The organism is Pseudomonas sp. QC2 (assembly GCF_002859085.1).
In the GTDB taxonomy this organism is placed as follows: Bacteria; Pseudomonadota; Gammaproteobacteria; order Pseudomonadales; family Pseudomonadaceae; genus Aquipseudomonas; species Aquipseudomonas petroselini.
Genome location: NZ_PKKS01000017.1, coordinates 94,228 through 112,496 on the forward strand (window position 1 = coordinate 94,228; position 18,269 = coordinate 112,496).

The 18,269-nt window shown below is 61.5% G+C and carries 14 protein-coding genes and 1 riboswitch; of the genes, 11 read left to right on the forward strand and 3 right to left on the reverse strand.

The genetic code is table 11. The features are described 5' to 3' along the window. Positions 1-88: 88 nt before the first annotated feature. The gene (locus tag QCBJ_RS14995; protein WP_012721888.1) at positions 89-1,528 is read right to left on the reverse strand and encodes a TolC family outer membrane protein; all 1,440 of its coding nucleotides are present in this window, start codon (positions 1,526-1,528) and stop codon (positions 89-91) included. A gap of 196 nt (positions 1,529-1,724) precedes the next feature. Continuing rightward, positions 1,725-1,830, forward strand: a riboswitch (TPP riboswitch). Positions 1,831-1,976: 146 nt separating this feature from the next. Between QCBJ_RS14995 and thiC the strand changes: the two genes are divergently transcribed. Continuing rightward, positions 1,977-3,881 (forward strand): phosphomethylpyrimidine synthase ThiC, encoded by a 1,905-nt coding sequence (gene thiC / locus QCBJ_RS15000; protein WP_012721889.1) that lies wholly within the window; start codon positions 1,977-1,979, stop codon positions 3,879-3,881. Between the two features lie 177 nt (positions 3,882-4,058). Beyond that, the gene (gene cytX / locus QCBJ_RS15005; RefSeq protein ID WP_093542835.1) at positions 4,059-5,348 is read left to right on the forward strand and encodes a putative hydroxymethylpyrimidine transporter CytX; all 1,290 of its coding nucleotides are present in this window, start codon (positions 4,059-4,061) and stop codon (positions 5,346-5,348) included. On the opposite strand, the gene QCBJ_RS15010 is transcribed toward cytX, so the two are convergent. Next, positions 5,317-6,063 carry an RsiV family protein gene (locus QCBJ_RS15010; RefSeq protein ID WP_064053995.1) on the reverse strand — a complete coding sequence of 249 codons (747 nt, stop codon included), beginning with the start codon at positions 6,061-6,063 and terminating at the stop codon, positions 5,317-5,319. The genes cytX and QCBJ_RS15010 overlap by 32 nt on opposite strands. Positions 6,064-6,256: 193 nt before the next feature. Between QCBJ_RS15010 and QCBJ_RS15015 the strand changes: the two genes are divergently transcribed. From QCBJ_RS15015 to QCBJ_RS15055, 8 genes are all read left to right on the forward strand, one after another. Further along, complete coding sequence (locus QCBJ_RS15015; RefSeq protein ID WP_012721892.1) at positions 6,257-6,874, forward strand: NUDIX domain-containing protein; 618 nt, start codon at positions 6,257-6,259, stop codon at positions 6,872-6,874. Continuing rightward, positions 6,865-7,314 (forward strand): DUF1249 domain-containing protein, encoded by a 450-nt coding sequence (locus tag QCBJ_RS15020; RefSeq protein WP_012721893.1) that lies wholly within the window; start codon positions 6,865-6,867, stop codon positions 7,312-7,314. The genes QCBJ_RS15015 and QCBJ_RS15020 overlap by 10 nt, the downstream gene beginning before the upstream one ends. 98 nt (positions 7,315-7,412) lie before the next feature. After that, positions 7,413-8,228, forward strand: a complete 816-nt coding sequence (gene cpdA, locus QCBJ_RS15030; RefSeq protein WP_102061178.1) for a 3',5'-cyclic-AMP phosphodiesterase — start codon at positions 7,413-7,415, stop codon at positions 8,226-8,228. Positions 8,229-8,434: 206 nt separating this feature from the next. Beyond that, the gene (locus tag QCBJ_RS15035) at positions 8,435-9,043 is read left to right on the forward strand and encodes a YqiA/YcfP family alpha/beta fold hydrolase (protein ID WP_064053993.1); all 609 of its coding nucleotides are present in this window, start codon (positions 8,435-8,437) and stop codon (positions 9,041-9,043) included. Positions 9,044-9,088: 45 nt separating this feature from the next. Beyond that, the gene (gene parE, locus QCBJ_RS15040) at positions 9,089-10,993 is read left to right on the forward strand and encodes a DNA topoisomerase IV subunit B (protein ID WP_046033920.1); all 1,905 of its coding nucleotides are present in this window, start codon (positions 9,089-9,091) and stop codon (positions 10,991-10,993) included. Beyond that, on the forward strand, positions 10,993-11,988 hold the full coding sequence (locus tag QCBJ_RS15045) for an esterase-like activity of phytase family protein (protein ID WP_012721897.1): 996 nt from the start codon (positions 10,993-10,995) through the stop codon (positions 11,986-11,988). The genes parE and QCBJ_RS15045 overlap by 1 nt, the downstream gene beginning before the upstream one ends. 73 nt (positions 11,989-12,061) lie before the next feature. Then, positions 12,062-14,326 (forward strand): DNA topoisomerase IV subunit A, encoded by a 2,265-nt coding sequence (gene parC / locus QCBJ_RS15050; RefSeq protein WP_012721898.1) that lies wholly within the window; start codon positions 12,062-12,064, stop codon positions 14,324-14,326. A gap of 176 nt (positions 14,327-14,502) precedes the next feature. Next, positions 14,503-15,213, forward strand: a complete 711-nt coding sequence (locus QCBJ_RS15055; protein ID WP_043204688.1) for a membrane integrity-associated transporter subunit PqiC — start codon at positions 14,503-14,505, stop codon at positions 15,211-15,213. A gap of 123 nt (positions 15,214-15,336) precedes the next feature. Here QCBJ_RS15055 and QCBJ_RS15060 read toward each other — a convergent pair whose 3' ends face one another. Next, positions 15,337-16,866, reverse strand: coding sequence for an AhpA/YtjB family protein (locus QCBJ_RS15060; RefSeq protein WP_046033921.1), 1,530 nt, complete (start codon positions 16,864-16,866; stop codon positions 15,337-15,339). A gap of 133 nt (positions 16,867-16,999) precedes the next feature. On the opposite strand from QCBJ_RS15060, the gene serB reads away from it, so the two are divergent. Further along, positions 17,000-18,214: a phosphoserine phosphatase SerB gene (gene serB, locus QCBJ_RS15065; protein WP_012721901.1), complete on the forward strand. Its 1,215-nt coding sequence runs from the start codon at positions 17,000-17,002 to the stop codon at positions 18,212-18,214. The last annotated feature ends 55 nt before the right edge of the window (positions 18,215-18,269 follow it).

The following is an 18,269-nucleotide window of genomic DNA, read 5'->3' on the forward strand; positions in this document are numbered from 1 at the left end:
CCCCGATGGCGGTAGATCAGTCACCTATACAGTGCCTGACACTCTGCTATCGGGGGCAAGCCCCCTCCCACATGGGTTTGCAGTGGATTCAGTTGGCGGGGCGGGCCTTGAGCTGTTCGGCCGCCGCCTTGGCCAGGTCCGGCGGCAGGAAGTCGCGGTCGGGGTTGTAGTCAGCCTTGAGGTAGCGCGCCAAGTCCTGCAGGTCACCTGGGTTCAAGGTGCCCGCCGCCTGCTTCAAGCGCAGGTTGTCGAGGATGTAGTCATAGCGGCTGTTGTTGTAGTTGCGCACCGATGCGTAGAGCTGGCGTTGGGAATCCAAGACGTCGACGATGTTGCGCGTCCCCACCTGGTAACCGATTTCCGTGGCTTCCACCGCGCTCTGGTTGGAGATGATCGACTGGCGGCGTGCCTGTACCTGTTCCACATCGGTGTTCACCGCACGGTGCAGGTTGCGGGTGTTTTCCACCACCTGGCGGCGCAGGCCTTCGCGCTGTTGCTCGGTCTGGCCCAGGCGCGAGTAGGATTCACGCACTTGTGAACTGGTCAGCCCACCGCTGTAGAGCGGGATGTTCAGGCGCAGGCCGATGGTGCGTTGTTCCACATCGCCGCGATAGGGGGTGCCGAAGGCATTCGGGTTGCTGAAACCAAGGGCGTCGTTATCGCCTTTTTCATATTGCGCCACTGCGTCGAGCGTCGGGGCATGCCCGGCCTTGCGCTGCTTGAGGGTTTCTTCGGCGGCGGTAACGGCGTAGTTGCTGGCGAGCAGGTTAAGGTTCTGGCGGCCGGCGGTTTCAACCCAGGCCTTGGCGTCGTTTGGCAGCGGCGGTAGCACCGGCAGCGTGTGGACAATGCCCTGGATCGAGTTGTACTGGCGGTTGGTCAGGGTGATCAGTGCTTCAAAGGCGTCTTCCACTTGGCGCTGGGCCAGGATCCGATTGGCACGGGCAGTGTCGTAGCTGGCTTGGGATTGCAGCACGTCGGTCTTGTCCGACAGGCCCACGTCAAAGCGCTCGTTGGACTGGTCCAGCTGGCGCTTGAAGGCGTTTTCTTCGGCCTTGGTCGAGGCCAGGTTGTCTTGGGCGCGCAGCACGGCAAAGTAGCTTTCGGCGCTTTGCAGGATCAGGTTTTGTTCCGTGGCCGACAATTGCAGCGCGGCCTGTTCGTTGGTGGCCTCGGCAGCCTGCAACTGGAACCAGCGGTCGGCGCGGAACAGCGGCTGGCTCAAGGTCGCGCGCCAGGAATGCGCATCGCGGTTGGCGGTGGCGGCCGGGGTGTCGATCTGGGTGCGCACGTTGTTGATATCGGCACCGCCCGACAGGTTGGGCAGCAGCCCGGCACGGGCCTGGGGCACCACTTCTTTTTGCGCGCCGTACTGGGCGCGGGCAGCGGCCAGGTCGGCGTTGTTGTCCACCGCTTCCTGGTAGACGCTGACCAAGTCAGTTTTGGCGGACAAGGGCGCTTCAGCTGCCCAGACCATTCCGTTGGTCGCACAAGACACGGCGAGAGCCAGTGAAAGTTTGCGCAGCATGAGGCGATCCCTAGTTTGAATATTACGATTGTAATTTGGCGCTCAAGGCTAAGGCGGCGAACGCCTAGCGTCAAGGGCTTGAGCAGTCACCGAGTGTAGTGGCGCGATCACCACACAACAATCCTGCAAAAGAGCCATTCATCACGCTGAATGCACCGCCATTGGCAATTTCCCCATGGCATGGTCTAGACTGGCCGCGTTCTTGTCGGGGTGCCTTGTTGGAAGGCTGAGATCGGTAAATACCGGATCCCGTTGAACCTGATCAGGTTAGCGCCTGCGTAGGGAACAAGATTTCTCGTCACCCGGCGAGTCCTCTTGTGCTTCGTCCGGGATGCTGTTCGACCATCGAATAGCCCTCGTGCATAGCACAGCACTGGTTTCAGTGCGTCCATCCGTCACAGGTTCGCTCCGACAAAAATCCACCGCCTGGATAGTTGGAGAGCCCGTGATGAGCACAGAAATAAAAAGTACAAAACTGAAAAACACCGTGCACTTGAGTGAATCGGCCAAGGTCGACTCCGGTTCCGTGCAGCCGTTTACCCGCTCGCAAAAAATCTACGTGCAGGGCACTCGCCCGGACATCCGCGTGCCGATGCGCGAAATCAGCCTGGACGTCACCCCTACCGACTTCGGCGGTGAAATCAACGCCCCCGTGGTGGTCTATGACACCTCCGGCCCGTACACCGACCCGAATGTGATCATCGATGTGCGCAAAGGCCTGGGCGATGTGCGCTCGCCGTGGATCGAAGTGCGTGGTGACACCGAGCGCCTGTCCGGCCTCAGCTCGCATTTTGGCCAACAGCGCCTCAGCGACGCCGAACTGACCGCCCTGCGCTTCGCCCACGTGAAAAACCCGCGCCGCGCCAAGGCCGGTGCCAACGTCACGCAGATGCACTACGCACGCAAAGGCATCATCACCGCCGAGATGGAATACGTCGCCATCCGCGAAAACATGAAGCTGGAAGAAGCCCGCGCCAGCGGCCTGCTCGACCAGCAACACGCCGGCCATAGCTTCGGCGCCAGCGTGCCGAAAATCATCACCCCTGAATTCGTGCGCGAAGAAATCGCCCGTGGCCGCGCGATCATCCCGGCCAACATCAACCACACCGAACTGGAACCGATGATCATCGGCCGTAACTTCCTGGTGAAGATCAACGGCAACATCGGCAACAGCGCCCTGGGTTCGTCCATCGAAGAAGAAGTGGCGAAACTCACCTGGGGCATTCGCTGGGGCTCGGACACGGTGATGGACCTGTCCACCGGCAAGCACATCCATGAAACCCGCGAGTGGATCATCCGTAACTCGCCCGTGCCAATCGGCACCGTGCCGATCTACCAGGCCCTGGAAAAAGTCGGCGGCGCCGCCGAGGACCTGACCTGGGAGCTGTTCCGCGACACCCTGATCGAGCAGGCCGAGCAGGGCGTCGACTACTTCACCATCCACGCCGGCGTGCTGTTGCGCTATGTGCCGCTGACCGCCAAGCGCGTCACCGGCATCGTGTCCCGTGGCGGTTCGATCATGGCCAAGTGGTGCCTGGCGCATCACAAAGAGAACTTCACCTACACGCATTTCGACGAAATCTGCGAAATCATGAAGGCTTACGACGTCAGCTTCTCCCTCGGTGACGGCCTGCGCCCTGGCTCGATTGCCGACGCCAACGACGCTGCGCAGTTCGGCGAGCTGGAAACCTTGGGCGAACTGACCAAGATCGCGTGGAAGCACGACGTGCAAACCATGATCGAAGGCCCTGGCCACGTGCCGATGCAGTTGATCAAGGAGAACATGGACAAGCAGCTCGAGTGCTGTGACGAAGCGCCGTTCTACACCCTCGGCCCGCTGACCACCGACATCGCGCCGGGCTACGACCACATCACCTCCGGCATCGGTGCGGCGATGATCGGCTGGTTCGGTTGCGCCATGCTTTGCTACGTCACGCCCAAGGAACACTTGGGCCTGCCGAACAAGGATGACGTGAAGACCGGGATCATCACCTACAAGATCGCTGCCCACGCGGCTGACCTCGCGAAAGGCCATCCGGGCGCGCAGATCCGCGATAACGCCTTGAGCAAGGCACGCTTCGAGTTCCGCTGGGAAGACCAGTTCAACCTCGGCCTGGACCCGGACACCGCGCGTTCGTATCACGATGAAACCCTGCCGAAGGACTCGGCAAAGGTCGCGCATTTCTGCTCGATGTGCGGGCCGAAGTTCTGCTCGATGAAAATCACCCAGGAAGTGCGTGAATACGCGGCCAACCAACGGATTGAAGCGGTGGACGTGGAGGTGGCCAAGGGCTTGGCCGAACAGGCGGAGCGGTTCAAGCAGGAAGGCAGTCAGCTGTACAAAAAGGTCTGACCCTAGACCTGTGGCGAGGGAGCTTGCTCCCGTTGGAGTGCACAGCACTCCCCCTGCCTGCAAGGGTGTTTTTACTGACACGCTTCGGTTGCCGGTTGTGGGGCGGCTTCGCCACCCAGCGGGAGCAAGCTCCCTCGCCACAAGGGCTTACAACAATATTCCTCAGAGATAACCCCCTTGAGCATTCAACCCAGCACCTATTCCCCGGACATCGCGGTTCCCGCTGACAAACGCGTCTTCGGCGCCCGCGACCTGTTCTCCCTATGGTTCTCCCTCGGCATCGGCCTGATGGTCCTGCAGACCGGCGCGTTACTCGCGCCGGGCCTGGGGCTGTCCGGTTCGTTGCTGGCGATTTTGCTTGGTACCCTGGTCGGCGTGCTGCTGCTGGCCGCCGTCGGCGTGATCGGCAGTGATACCGGCCTGTCCGCCATGGCCGCGCTCAAGCTCAGCCTGGGCGCCAAGGGGGCGAGCCTGCCGGCACTGCTCAACCTGCTGCAGCTGATCGGCTGGGGCTCTTTCGAAATCATCGTGATGCGCGACGCGGCCAGTCTGTTGGGCACGCGGGCGTTCAGCGACAGTAGCCTGCTGGCCAGCCCATTGATGTGGACCCTGTTTTTTGGCGGCCTGGCGACCCTGTTGGCGGTCAGCGGTCCACTGACCTTCGTGCGCCAGATCCTGCGCAAATGGGGTATCTGGCTGCTGCTCGCCGCCTGCCTGTGGCTGACCTGGAACCTGTTCGCCAAGGCGGACCTCGCCGCTCTCTGGGCCCAGGCCGGTGACGGTTCGATGCCGTTCGCGGTGGGCTTTGATATCGCCATCGCCATGCCGCTCTCATGGCTGCCGCTGATTGCCGATTACTCACGCTTCGGCACGCGCGCAAAAAGCGTGTTTGGAGGGACGGCGTTGGGCTTCTTTATCGGTAACTTCTGGCTGATGAGCCTGGGCGTGGCCTACACCCTGGCGTTCGCGCCGAGCGGTGAGGTGAATGCGCTATTGCTGGCCTTGGCCGGTGCGGGCCTGGGCATTCCGCTGTTGCTGATCCTGTTGGATGAGTCGGAAAACGCCTTTGCCGATATCCACTCGGCGGCGGTGTCCAGCGGGATTCTGTTGCGCTTGAAGGTTGAGCACCTGGCACTGGCCATCGGTGTGATCTGCACCCTGATCGCCTGTTTGGCGCCGTTGGCCCAGTACCAGAACTTCCTGCTGCTGATCGGTTCGGTGTTTGCGCCGCTGTTTGGCGTGGTGTTGGTGGATCACTTCATCTTGCGTCGCCGTGGCCGAGGGGCGATCGCCGCTCTGCGTTGGCCGGCGTTGTTGGCCTGGCTGGGTGGCATCGCGACTTACCACCTGCTGGCCAATCTGTATCCGGACATCGGCGCGACCCTGCCGGCGCTGGTGCTGGCAGGGCTGTTGCAGCTCATCCTGGGGCGGGCCTTCAGCGGCGCGCCGGCACCAGCTCAGGCCTGAGGATGCCATCGAGGCGCGAGTAGGGGATCTGCAACTCGACATGGCCCAGGGCATACGGCGCGATGGTGCTGGTGGGGTACTTGAGGATCACGCCACCATAGGTCAGCGCCACGTTTGGGGTTTTCTGGAAGGGGTAGGTCTTCACATACTCCGGCTCCAGGCTCAGGCGGGTGCTGATCAGCCAGCTGTTGTGTGCCACTTGGGCGGCTTTCCAGAACGCGTCTTCCTTGCCGGGTAACAGCATATCGGTCAGGGTCAGGGCTTTTTGTTGCTGGCGCGAATAGTTGATGAAGGCACGGCCAGGCTCGCCGTGGGTGGCGCCCTGGTCCAGGTAACTGGACAGCTCGATGATCACCAAGCCGTCATGCTGCTCACGTACCTTGGCCTGCAAGTACATGCTGTTACGCGGGGCGGCGGTGCGCAGGAATTGCTCTCGGTAGGTGTCAAGGCTGGTCGGCAGCGGGTCGTTAGGGCTGGTGCTGGTCATTTCCAGCAGGCGCTGTTCGATCAGCGCATCGAGCTTGGGCTCCTTGGCAAAGTGCACCGTGTCGATATTCACCAGCGGGCAGTCGGCGCTGGCGCAGCCTGGCTTGCTTTGCTCGGTGGCGTCGCGAGTGGCTTCCAGCGGGGTCTTGAAGCTCGGTTGGAACAGGCTCTGGCAAGCGCCGAGGGTCAATGCGATGCAGGCCACGGAGGCGATTTTTAAAAGCGACATGTAAGTCCTTCGTCTATCGATAAGAGCGAAATTTGTGCAGCTTCGACTGCCAGCACGGCAGTCAGTTCGCCACTAAGCTGATTAGAGTGTGTTTGACGCCCGCCGTCTATCCCGGCAACCGGAAAGGGGCTGCGCCAAGGTGCAGGAGCGCGTTAGGATGGCGCCCATTGCGCAGGCTAAACGAGGATGGGACATGACGGACTTTGCAAAATCGACGCCGAGCAAGATCGAGATTGTTCAGCGCGAAAATGCCTACAAGGGCTTCTATAAGCTTGACCGTGTGCAGCTGCGCCACGAGAAATTCGATGGCGACATGAGCCGGGTGATCAATCGGGAAGTCTTCGTTCGTCACGACGCTGTGTGCGTGCTGCCCTACGACCCGCAGCGCGATGAAGTGGTGTTGATCGAGCAGTTTCGCGTCGGCGCCATGGGCCGCACCGACAACCCGTGGCTGGTGGAAATGGTCGCAGGCCTGATCGACAAGGACGAAGAGCCCGAGGAGGTTGCACACCGCGAAGCCGAGGAGGAAGCTGGGCTTACATTCTCCGCGCTGTGGCCGATCACTAAATATTTTCCATCGCCCGGTGGCAGTACTGAATTCGTGCATTTGTACCTAGGCCGTTGCGACAGCTCGGGCGCGGGTGGCGTCCATGGATTGGAAGAAGAAGCTGAAGATATCCGCGTCACCGCATGGGCCTTCGAAGACGCCCTGCAAGCGGTGCGTGACGGCAAAATTTCCAACGCAGCCAGCATTATCGCCCTGCAATGGCTTGCGCTTAATCGCGCGGAAGTGAGGGGGTTATGGCAGTAAAGGCACGGGAACGTTATCGAGTCGACCTGATCGGGCTGCAAGCGGCGTGCGAGGCCAACTATGCGCGGCTGATGCGCCTGCTCCCCGACATGCGCCACGCCCCCGAGGCGCGGCGCATCGGCGTCACCCATGGCGACCAGATGCTCGGCGTGCTGGCCCTGGAAGTCATCGTCAATTGCCCCTACACCACCACCCTGCGCGTGCGCCAGGAACACAGCCTGCCGTGGCTGCCGGTGCCGCAGCTGGAAGTACAGGTGTACCACGATGCGCGGATGGCCGAAGTGATCAGCGCCGAACATGCGCGACGCTTCCGCAGCATCTATCCTTACCCTAACGTGTTCATGCACCAACCCGATGAGAAAGCACAGCTCAATGTGTTCCTCGGTGAATGGTTGAGCCACTGCCTGGCCCTGGGCCATGAGTTCGAAGCTGTGCGGTAGATGTGAACTGCGTCTGCTTCCTGGGTTTCCCCTTTGTGTCCTGCCCCAGCATAATCACGCCAAACGACCCTTTACTGTGATTGCCTTGGGAGAGCGCCTTGCCGAGCGTATCCACTGTGAACCCCGACGGTTCAGCGTTGCTGGTGCAACTGTCCGACAGCCATCTGTTTGCCAAGGGCGACGGCACGTTGCTGGGCATGAACACCCGTGACAGCCTGCAAAGGGTGATTGAGTTGGCGCGCGCGCAGCAGCCGCGGATCGACCTGGTGCTGGCCACGGGGGATCTTTCCCAGGACGGCACACTGGAGTCGTATCAGCAGTTTCGCGATATGACTGCACCCATCGGCGCCCCAACGCGCTGGATTCCTGGTAACCACGATGAGCCGCAGATCATGGCCTATGCTGCCGTGCACAGCGATTTTCTGGAGCCGGTAGTCGATATCGGTCATTGGCGCATCACCCTGCTGGACTCCGCTGTACCCGGTTCGGTGCCCGGTTACCTTCAGGACAGCCAACTGCAACTGCTCGCCCAGGCCCTGAGCGAAGCGCCGAACCTTCACCACCTTGTGTGCTTCCACCATCATCCGGTGTCCATCGGTTGCGCCTGGATGGAGCCGATTGGCCTGCGCAACCCTGAAGCCCTGTTTGCCGTGCTCGATCGTTTCCCCCACGTGCGCGCGGTACTTTGGGGTCACGTGCATCAGGAGATCGATCGCGAGCGTGACGGCGTGCGCCTGCTGGCGTCGCCGTCCACCTGCATCCAGTTCGCGCCGGGCAGCGAGGATTTCAAGGTCAGTGAGCAAGCGCCGGGGTATCGCTGGCTGCGCCTGCATGCCGACGGACGGTTGGAGACGGGGGTGGAGCGCGTCCAAGACTTCGAATTTACCGTGGACTACGGCAGCAACGGCTACTAAAAGCTGTAAACACCGATCAAAAATGTGGGAGGGGGCTTGCTCCCGATAGCGGGGTGTCAGGCAATACATAGGCTGGCTGACCCACCGCTATCGGGAGCAAGCCCCCTCCCACATTGGATCTTCGGTGTATTGAAGGCTGAGGTCATCACACAAGGCTTGGATCCCTGTAAACTGCGCCTCTTTGGCTGAGTCATGGAGAGCCCGGCATGTCCGCTTCGATCCTGTATATCCACGGTTTCAACAGCGCGCCGGCGTCCAACAAGGCCAGCCAGCTGATCACCGTGATGGACAACCTTGGCCTGGCCGAGCAACTGCGCGTACCGGCCCTGCATCACCATCCCCGTCAGGCGATTCCTCAGTTGGAAGCGGCTATCGCCGAACTGGGGCGGCCACTGCTAGTCGGCAGCTCACTCGGCGGCTACTATGCAACCCATCTTGCCGAACGCCATGGCCTCAAGGCGTTGCTGGTGAACCCGGCGGTCAGCCCTCATCGGATGTTCGACGGTTACCTGGGCACCCAGAAGAACCTCTACACCGATGAAACCTGGGAACTGACCCACGACCACGTCACGGCGCTGGCTGAGTTGGAAGTACCGGCTCCCCAGGACGCCGCGCGTTATCAGGTGTGGTTGCAGACCGGCGATGAAACACTGGATTATCGCCTCGCCCAGCAGTATTACCGGGCCTGTGCCTTGCGCATCCAGGCCGGCGGCGACCATGGGTACCAGGGGTTCGCCCAGCAATTACCGGCCATGTTGAGCTTTGCCGGCATTGGCGCAGATCAGTATCAATCCTTCGATTTTTCTTCATTGTAAGAATCGCAGGTCATTATTTAATCGAACGACTCACGACGAGACCCCATGGCCACTCCCAGCGCTAGCTCTTATAACGCCGACGCCATCGAAGTCCTCTCGGGCCTCGACCCGGTGCGCAAACGCCCCGGCATGTACACCGACACCAGTCGGCCGAACCACCTTGCCCAGGAAGTCATCGACAACAGCGTCGACGAAGCCTTGGCCGGGCACGCCAAATCGGTGCATGTCATCCTTCACGCTGACCACTCCCTGGAAGTGTCCGACGATGGTCGCGGCATGCCGGTGGACATTCACCCGGAAGAGGGGGTGTCGGGCGTTGAGCTGATCCTCACCAAGCTGCACGCCGGCGGCAAGTTCTCCAATAAGAACTACCAGTTCTCCGGTGGCTTGCACGGTGTGGGTATTTCCGTGGTCAACGCCCTGTCCAACCACGTGCGGGTCAAGGTCAAGCGCGACGGCAACGAGTACGAGATGACCTTTGCCGATGGCTATAAAGCCACCGACCTGCAGGTGATCGGCACCGTTGGCAAGCGCAATACCGGCACCAGCGTGTACTTTGCTCCGGACCCGAAATACTTCGATTCACCGAAATTCTCCATCAGCCGCCTCAAGCACGTGCTCAAGGCCAAGGCCGTGCTGTGCCCGGGCCTGCTGGTGACCTTTGAAGACAAAGGCACGAACGAGAAGGTCGAGTGGCACTACGAAGACGGCCTGCGCTCCTACCTGGAAGACTCCGTCAGCGATTTTGAACGCCTGCCCAACGAGCCGTTCTGCGGCAGCCTGGCCGGTAATAAAGAAGCAGTCGACTGGGCGCTGCTGTGGTTGCCGGAAGGCGGCGACAGCGTGCAGGAAAGCTACGTCAACCTGATCCCTACCGCCCAGGGGGGCACCCACGTCAACGGTTTGCGCCAAGGTTTGCTGGATGCCATGCGCGAATTCTGCGAATACCGCAGCCTCTTGCCGCGTGGCGTGAAGCTGGCGCCGGAAGACGTGTGGGAGCGCATTGCGTTCGTGCTGTCGATGAAAATGCAGGAGCCGCAGTTCTCTGGCCAGACCAAAGAGCGCCTGTCGTCCCGTGAGGCGGCGGCGTTTGTTTCCGGTGTGGTCAAGGATGCCTTCAGCCTGTGGCTCAACGAGCACCCGGAATTGGGCCTGGCCCTGGCCGAGCTGGCGATCAACAACGCCGGCCGTCGTTTGAAAGCCAGCAAGAAGGTCGAGCGCAAGCGCATCACCCAGGGCCCGGCGCTGCCCGGCAAGCTGGCTGATTGCGCCGGGCAGGACCCGATGCGCTCCGAGCTGTTTCTGGTGGAAGGTGATTCCGCCGGCGGTTCCGCCAAACAAGCGCGGGACAAAGAATTCCAGGCGATCCTGCCGTTGCGCGGCAAGATCCTCAATACCTGGGAAGTCGACGGCAGCGAAGTCCTGGCCAGCCAGGAAGTGCACAACATCGCCGTGGCCATTGGCGTTGATCCAGGCGCGGCGGACATGAGTCAGCTGCGTTACGGAAAAATCTGCATCCTCGCCGACGCCGACTCCGACGGCCTGCACATCGCCACCTTGTTGTGCGCGCTGTTCGTCCAGCATTTCCGCCCGTTGGTGGATGCCGGTCACGTCTACGTCGCGATGCCGCCGCTGTACCGCATCGACCTGGGCAAAGAGATTTTCTACGCCCTGGACGAGGCCGAGCGTGACGGCATTCTCGACCGCCTGGTGGCCGAGAAAAAACGCGGCAAGCCACAGGTCACGCGATTCAAAGGCCTGGGTGAAATGAACCCGCCGCAACTGCGCGAAACCACCATGGACCCGAACACCCGGCGCCTGGTGCAGTTGACCCTGGATGACTTCGCCGCCACCTCGGAAATGATGGACATGCTGCTGGCGAAGAAGCGCGCGCCGGACCGCAAGTCCTGGCTGGAATCCAAAGGCAACCTGGCTGAGGTTCTGGGCTGATGCGCACAGGTTTCGCCCTGGCGATCCTGATAGTGAGCGGGCTGGTGACCACCCACGTGGTTGCCGCGCCCGTGGCTGAGCTCAAGCTGGTGTCCGAACACCCGGTGGACGGCATGCGCGGCGGAAACCTGTCGGGCCTGGCGCTGTGTGGCCAGGCATTGTGGACAGTCTCCGACCGTGATGACGACCAGATCTACCGCCTGGATATCAGCGCGCCGACCTGGCAAGCCGAAACGGTCAAGATCGACGTGCCGCCGGTGCCGGAGTCCGGGCTGCCTTGGGGCTTGCGTTCGCGCACCAAAGCCGCCTCGTTGATTCGCGGTGGCGACCTGGATTTCGAAGGCATCACCTGCGACGCCGCCGGCAACCGCTACATCGTCAGTGAAGCCCATGCGGCGGTGCTGCAAGTGCCGGTGACCGGTGCGCCGCAGTGGTTGAAGATTGCCCCGAGCATGGTCAGGGAGGCCCGGGCGAGCGGCATGTTGCTGCACTTCAACGCGTTGTTTGAAGGCCTGGCGATCAACCCCGAAGGCAATCAGATGTGGTTGGCGGCCGAGCGTGAGCGACGCGGGCTGATTTCGATCAAGCGTCCGCAAAGCCTGTGGGACTGTGACGGTCCGTGTGTGTTGTTGAGCGAGGCCGGCCAGGAAGTGCAGCCGGCCAAGTTCCCCAATGCCAAGGCGGTGTCCAAGGACTTCGCCGACCTGGCGCTGTTCAACGGCAAGCTGTTCACCCTTGAGCGCAATGCGTTCCAGATATGCCGGCGCGATGCGGCCACGGCCAAGGTCGAACTGTGCTGGTCGTTTGCCGATGAGACGTTGACGCCCGAGCGGCGTTACCCCCAAGCCTATGGCCTGGCCGAAGCCCTGGTGGTGGATGCCGAGGGTGCCTGGCTGGGTATCGACAATAATTTCGGCGCCCGCGCCGATGGTGAAAAACGCCCCGTGGTCTATCGTTTCGCCGCCCCTGCCGGCGGCTGGAGCGCCCAGCCATGAGCCCCGCTTTTTTTGAATTGACCCGGTGCAGCGGCAGTTCCGCTGCGCCTTACCAAACAATGATGAGGCCCGCATGAGTGACATCCTCGCAGACAGCTTAGACGGCGTAGAACGCCGGTCGCTGGCTGACTTCACCGAAAATGCCTACCTCAACTACTCCATGTACGTGATCATGGACCGTGCCCTGCCGCATATCGGCGACGGCCTGAAGCCTGTACAGCGGCGCATTATCTACGCCATGAGTGAGTTGGGCCTGGACGCCGATTCCAAGCACAAGAAATCGGCGCGTACCGTCGGTGACGTGCTCGGTAAGTTCCACCCCCACGGCGACTCGGCGTGCTACGAAGCCATGGTGCTGATGGCCCAGCCGTTCAGCTACCGCTACACGCTGGTGGACGGCCAGGGCAACTGGGGTGCGCCGGATGATCCAAAGTCCTTCGCCGCGATGCGTTACACCGAAGCGCGTCTGTCGCGTTACTCGGAAGTACTGCTGAGCGAGCTGGGGCAGGGCACTGCGGACTGGGGGCCGAACTTTGACGGCACTCTCGACGAACCGCTGGTGTTGCCGGCACGTTTGCCGAATATCCTGCTCAATGGCACCACCGGTATCGCCGTCGGTATGGCCACCGATGTACCACCGCACAACCTGCGGGAAGTCGCCACGGCCTGCGTGCGTTTGCTTGATGAACCAAAGGCCACGGTGGAGCAACTCTGCGAGCACATCCAGGGCCCGGACTACCCGACCGAAGCGGAAATCATCACGCCGCGTGCCGACCTGCTGAAGATGTACGAAACCGGCAAAGGCTCGGTGCGCATGCGTGCCGTGTACCACATCGAGGATGGCGACATTATCGTCACCGCGCTGCCGCACCAGGTGTCGGGCGCCAAGGTGCTGGAGCAGATCGCCGCGTTGATGCAGGCCAAACCGTCGAAACTGCCGCAGGTCGCCGACCTGCGTGACGAGTCCGACCACGAAAACCCATGCCGCATCGTGATCATCCCGACCAACAGCCGGGTCGACCACGAAGTGCTGATGCAACACCTGTTTGCCAGCACTGAGCTGGAGTCCAGCTACCGGGTCAACGTCAATATCATCGGCCTGGACGGTAAGCCGCAGCTGAAAAACCTGCGCAACCTGCTGGTGGAGTGGCTGGAGTTCCGGATCAATACCGTGCGCCGCCGCCTGCAATTCCGTCTGGATAAGGTTGAGCGCCGCTTGCACCTGTTGGACGGCTTGCTGATCGCCTACCTCAACCTGGACGAAGTGATCCACATCATTCGTACCGCCGAGCACCCGAAAGCCGAGCTGATCGCGCGTTTCGAGCTGAGCGAAATCCAGGCTGACTACATCCTCGACACCCGCTTGCGCCAATTGGCGCGACTGGAAGAAATGAAGCTGCGTGACGAACAGGACGCGTTGCTCAAGGAACAAGCCAAGCTGCAAGCGCTGTTGGGCAGCGAAGCCAAGCTCAAGAAGCTGGTGCGCAGCGAGCTGATCAAAGACGCCGAAACCTATGGCGATGACCGCCGTTCGCCGATCGTGCAGCGTGCAGAGGCGAAAGCGCTGACCGAAACCGAGCTGCTGCCGAACGAGAAAATTACCGTCGTTCTGTCGGAAAAGGGTTGGGTTCGTTCCGCCAAGGGGCATGATATTGACGCCACTGGTTTGTCGTACAAGGCGGGTGACGGGTTCAAGACCGCTGCCGCCGGGCGTTCCAACCAGTTTGCGGTGTTTATTGACTCCACCGGACGCAGTTATTCGGTGCCGGCCCACACCTTGCCATCGGCACGGGGCCAGGGCGAGCCGTTGACGGGGCGGCTTACGCCGCCGCCGGGGGCGAATTTTGAATGTGTGCTGCTGCCGGACGACGACGCGCTTTACGTGATCGCCTCCGACGCGGGTTACGGTTTTGTGGTCAAGGGTGAAGACCTGCAGGCCAAGAACAAAGCGGGCAAGGCCTTGCTGAGCTTGCCGAACAACGCCAAGGTGATCCTGCCGCGGCCAGTGGACGACCGTGAGAGCAACTGGCTGGCGTCGGTGACCACCGAAGGGCGTTTGTTGGTGTTCAAAATCAGCGACTTGCCGCAGTTGGGCAAAGGTAAGGGTAACAAGATCATTGGTATTCCCGGCGAGCGGGTGGCCAGTCGCGAAGAGTACGTGACCGACATCGCAGTGATCCCGGAAGGCTCGACCTTGGTGCTTCAGGCCGGGAAACGCACGTTGTCACTGCGTCCCGACGACCTTGAGCACTACAAGGGCGAGCGTGGTCGGCGTGGTAACAAACTGCCTCGGGGCTTCCAGCGAGTGGATGCGTTGCTGGTGGAAACGCCGGTTTAACGCGTTTTAGAGCCCTCGATCTACGATTTAACGCGTAGATCGACGCTTTGGCGCTGGAGTCATGGCGCATATTCACGGATGATATGGCCTTTCCAGCGCCGGCGTGGCCGAGCGTGTTTAGGTTATTTTTAGTATTACATTGTGGTTCGCCTTGTGGCAGCCACCTGGATGGGATGATGACTGCTCCACGCCTTCCTTTTATTTTCATGCTCGCTGGCCTTTTGGGCCTGGCGGGTTGCAGCACACACCAGCCGGTGTCGCTGTACCAGTTGGACAGCGGAAGTCCAGCTCAACCTGCGCAGACTGCCGGCATGGCGGTGTTGCTGGGCCCGGTGGTCGTCGCCGACTACCTGCAACGTGAAACCCTTCTGCAACGTCAGAACGACGGCAGCCTGCAAGGTTCCACCGATGGTCGTTGGGCGGGCAGTTTATCGTCCGACATCAACCAACTGATGTTGCGCCAGGTGGCGGGTCAGTTGGACAGTCAGCGTGTGGTCCTGGCGCCGGCGCCAGCCGGTTTTTCGCCGGATGTACAGGTCTTGCTGACCATTACCCGGCTCGACTCCGGTACGTCGCAACCGGCGATCCTCGATGCGCAATGGCGCTTGATCGACCGTCGTGGCCAGGTACGCGATAACCGCATCGTGCACCTGCAGGAAGAACACACCGGTAGCACCGCGTCCCAGGTCCAGGCACAGGGCGTGTTGTTGCAGCATTTGGCGCAGCAGTTGTCGGTGGCTCTCAAGCCATTGGCCAACCAACCGCCGATTGCCGAGGCGCCCCGCAAGCAGAGCGCCCCGGTACAGGCCAAGCCGGCAGAGCCGCAGAAGCCGAAGATGCCGATGGCTACGCCGATCCGTACGGACATGGAAGTGTTCAGGTTCTGATCTGAATCGCGCATAAAAAAGGCCCGCTGACTCAGCGGGCCTTTTTATTTGTGCGCGGTTTGAGCCACGCCGCGGACCCAATGTGGGAGGGGGCAAGCCACCTCCCACATGAGTTCTACCGTTTTATTTGGTGCGGGTCTCATGCATCCGCGCCAACTGCCGTTCCAGCATCGACGGGTACGGCTCCATCAACCGCTCCACGCAACTGGCACCCTCAGGGCTGGCAATCGGGCGGATGCGCGCGCGTTGGCGGATCAGCGTGTCTTCGCTGATCTTGCGCTCCACCAGCAGCAGGTTGCGGCTGTGTTGTGAGAGGGCCAATGCATCCTGGGCCATTTCGGTCAGCAACAGGTCGATCTGGCTCATGCCGAACAGGTCGTCGCCTACCGTCAGGCCGAGCTGCAATTGCAGGGTGATGCCGCTGTCGGCCACTTCGATCTGCAATTCATGGCCCAGGGCGCGCAGCAGCTCGCCGCAGCAAATCGCGTTGGTCAGGTAGTCTTCGCCGCTGTCTTCGCTGTGGAACAGCATCAACGTGCTGCCATCGTTCAGGGTATGCAGTTCGCTCTGGTACAGCGAAGCAGCCTGGTCGAGGCAGTCACGGTAGCGTTCCAGCAATTCGGTCAGGCGGGCGCGGGGCAGGCGGCGCAGTTGGTCCTGGGCGCCCAGTTGTACGGCGAGCACTGCACTGTATTGCGGCTCGGTGCTGCGTACCGGGGCCGGCTTGGGCGCAATGGCGCTGCTGTCGGCGGACGTATCACGCAGGTCGGCAAAGGGATCGTCTTCGTCCAGCTCGTCTTCTTCGGCCTTGAATGCATGGCGCGGCGCAGGCTTGAGGCCCGCCACCGGAGGGCGCTCGTCGAAACCCGGATCACGCAGGTTGCGTACTTCAAACTCCGGCTCTTGCTCGTAGTCGGTGTCGTCGAACTCCGGCTCCGGCTCAACTTCAGGCACCACGGGTTCCGGGGCAAAGCTGGCGTGTAACTGGCGGGCGAGGTCGCCGATTTCATCCTGGCGGTCGGTGGCCGGTGTGTGCTCGTCAATGTCCCGCAGCCAGATACGCAGTTGCATCAAGGGCGTGGAAATATGCCGACCCAGGCGTAAGCTCAAGGCCAGGGCCAATGCCAGCAGGATCGCGCTGAGGATCCCCATGCTCTGCAGGCTGATGGTCATCGGCTGCTGGAATTGCTGCATGTCCAGGCTGATGCGCAGTTGGCCGGCCTTCACATCCTGAAAGGTAATGTTGCTCTGGTAGAGGCCTTCGGCTTCACCCAGCAAGCCGTTTTTCGGGCGTTGCCCGGCCTCGGCCATGATCCGGTTGTCCACGCTGTAGATGGCGGCGTGGGCCACCAGCGGGTTCTTGGTCAGGTTGTTGAGCAGCACGTTGAGGCTGAGGATGTCGTTGGACACCAGCAGCTCAGTCGCCGAGGTGGCGGTCTGGGTGGTCAAGCTCTCGCCCAGGGCATCGGCTTGCTCGTGCATGGCCTGCTTGAACTGCAAACCCATCACGCAGGCGTAGATCACCAGGGCCAGGGCGACCAGGATCACGTTATGGCTGGCGATGCGTAATGCGATCGGTACACGGCGGTGGCGCAGTGCCCGGAAGATCAGCAGGAAGAAATTATCGGTTTTTACTGGCGTGGGCCGGTTCACTTGCGCTCGGCTCTTGGTCCGTGAAGTTGACGCGCAGTATAGCGACAGCCCTAGGACCGGCAAAGCGCTGGCTGTGCCCGATGGTCACTGAAAGTGGGTAGAATGCGGTTTTTTTCCAGCCTGGGGGTGCGCCTTGCGCGAAATTGTCCTGATTAACATCACTGGTGAAGACCGCCCGGGTCTTACTGCGGCTATTACGGGAGTGCTGGCCCAGGGTGGTGTGAACATTCTCGACATCGGCCAGGCGGTGATCCACGACACCCTGTCGTTTGGGATCCTGGTCGAGATCCCGAGCACGGAACAGGCGTCTTCGGTACTCAAGGACATCCTGTTTACGGCTTACAAGCTGGACCAGCAGGTGCGTTTCACGCCAGTGTCCGAAGAGGACTACCAGCAGTGGGTCGCCGGCCAGGGTAAGAAACGCCATATCGTGACGCTGCTGACCCGCAAGGTCACCGCCGAGCAACTGCAGCGCGTCAGCTCCATCACCGCGCACTATGGCCTGAATATCGACCATATCGACCGTCTGTCGGGTCGCATGCCGCTGGACACCCCGGCCGACAAGGGCAAGGGCTGCATCGAGTTCTCCGTGCGCGGTGAACCGGCCGACCCGCAAGCCCTGCGTGCCGAATTCCTCAGCGTGGCCCAGGAGCTGAACGTCGATATCGCCTTCCAGGAAGATTCGCTGTTCCGTCGCAACCGTCGCCTGGCGGTGTTCGACATGGACTCGACGCTGATCGAAGCTGAAGTCATCGACGAACTGGCCAAGGCGGCCGGCGTGGGCGAGCAGGTTTCCGCAATCACCGAGCGCGCCATGGCCGGTGAACTCGATTTCCGCGCCAGCTTCAAAGAGCGCCTCGCGCTGCTCAAGGGCCTGGACGTGAGCGTGCTGGACGCCATCGGCGCCTCCCTGCGCCTGACCGAAGGCGCCGAAACCCTGTTCGCCGAACTCAAGCGCCTGGGTTACAAGACCGCCATTCTGTCGGGCGGCTTCACCTACTTCGCCAAGCAATTGCAGGCCAAGCTGGGCATCGACTATGTGTTCGCCAACGAGCTGGAAGTGGTGGATGGCAAGGTGACCGGCGTGGCGGTGGAGCCGATTGTCGACGCCCAGCGCAAAGCGGACTTGCTGAAGGAACTGGCCCACAAGGAAGGTTTGCGCCTGGAGCAGACCATTGCGGTCGGCGATGGGGCCAATGACTTGCCGATGCTGGCGATTGCCGGGTTGGGCGTGGCGTTCCGTGCCAAGCCGCTGGTGAAACAGTCGGCCAAGCAGGCGATTTCGACGTTGGGGCTGGACGGGGTGTTGTATCTGTTGGGCTTCCGCGACCGCGATGGTCAGCTTTAACTGAATAAACGCAGTTCAAAATGTGGGAGGGGGCTTGCCCCCGATAGCGGTGTAT

What these genes read in the sequence shown, in the direction of transcription:
- QCBJ_RS14995 (WP_012721888.1), bottom strand. Translation starts at nt 1,528, where the DNA reads ATGCTGCGCAAACTTTCACTGGCTCTCGCCGTGTCTTGTGCGACCAAC.
- thiC (WP_012721889.1), top strand. Translation starts at nt 1,977, where the DNA reads ATGAGCACAGAAATAAAAAGTACAAAACTGAAAAACACCGTGCACTTG.
- QCBJ_RS15010 (WP_064053995.1), bottom strand. Translation starts at nt 6,063, where the DNA reads ATGTCGCTTTTAAAAATCGCCTCCGTGGCCTGCATCGCATTGACCCTC.
- QCBJ_RS15015 (WP_012721892.1), top strand. Translation starts at nt 6,257, where the DNA reads ATGACGGACTTTGCAAAATCGACGCCGAGCAAGATCGAGATTGTTCAG.
- QCBJ_RS15020 (WP_012721893.1), top strand. Translation starts at nt 6,865, where the DNA reads ATGGCAGTAAAGGCACGGGAACGTTATCGAGTCGACCTGATCGGGCTG.
- QCBJ_RS15035 (WP_064053993.1), top strand. Translation starts at nt 8,435, where the DNA reads ATGTCCGCTTCGATCCTGTATATCCACGGTTTCAACAGCGCGCCGGCG.
- parE (WP_046033920.1), top strand. Translation starts at nt 9,089, where the DNA reads ATGGCCACTCCCAGCGCTAGCTCTTATAACGCCGACGCCATCGAAGTC.
- QCBJ_RS15045 (WP_012721897.1), top strand. Translation starts at nt 10,993, where the DNA reads ATGCGCACAGGTTTCGCCCTGGCGATCCTGATAGTGAGCGGGCTGGTG.
- parC (WP_012721898.1), top strand. Translation starts at nt 12,062, where the DNA reads ATGAGTGACATCCTCGCAGACAGCTTAGACGGCGTAGAACGCCGGTCG.
- QCBJ_RS15055 (WP_043204688.1), top strand. Translation starts at nt 14,503, where the DNA reads ATGACTGCTCCACGCCTTCCTTTTATTTTCATGCTCGCTGGCCTTTTG.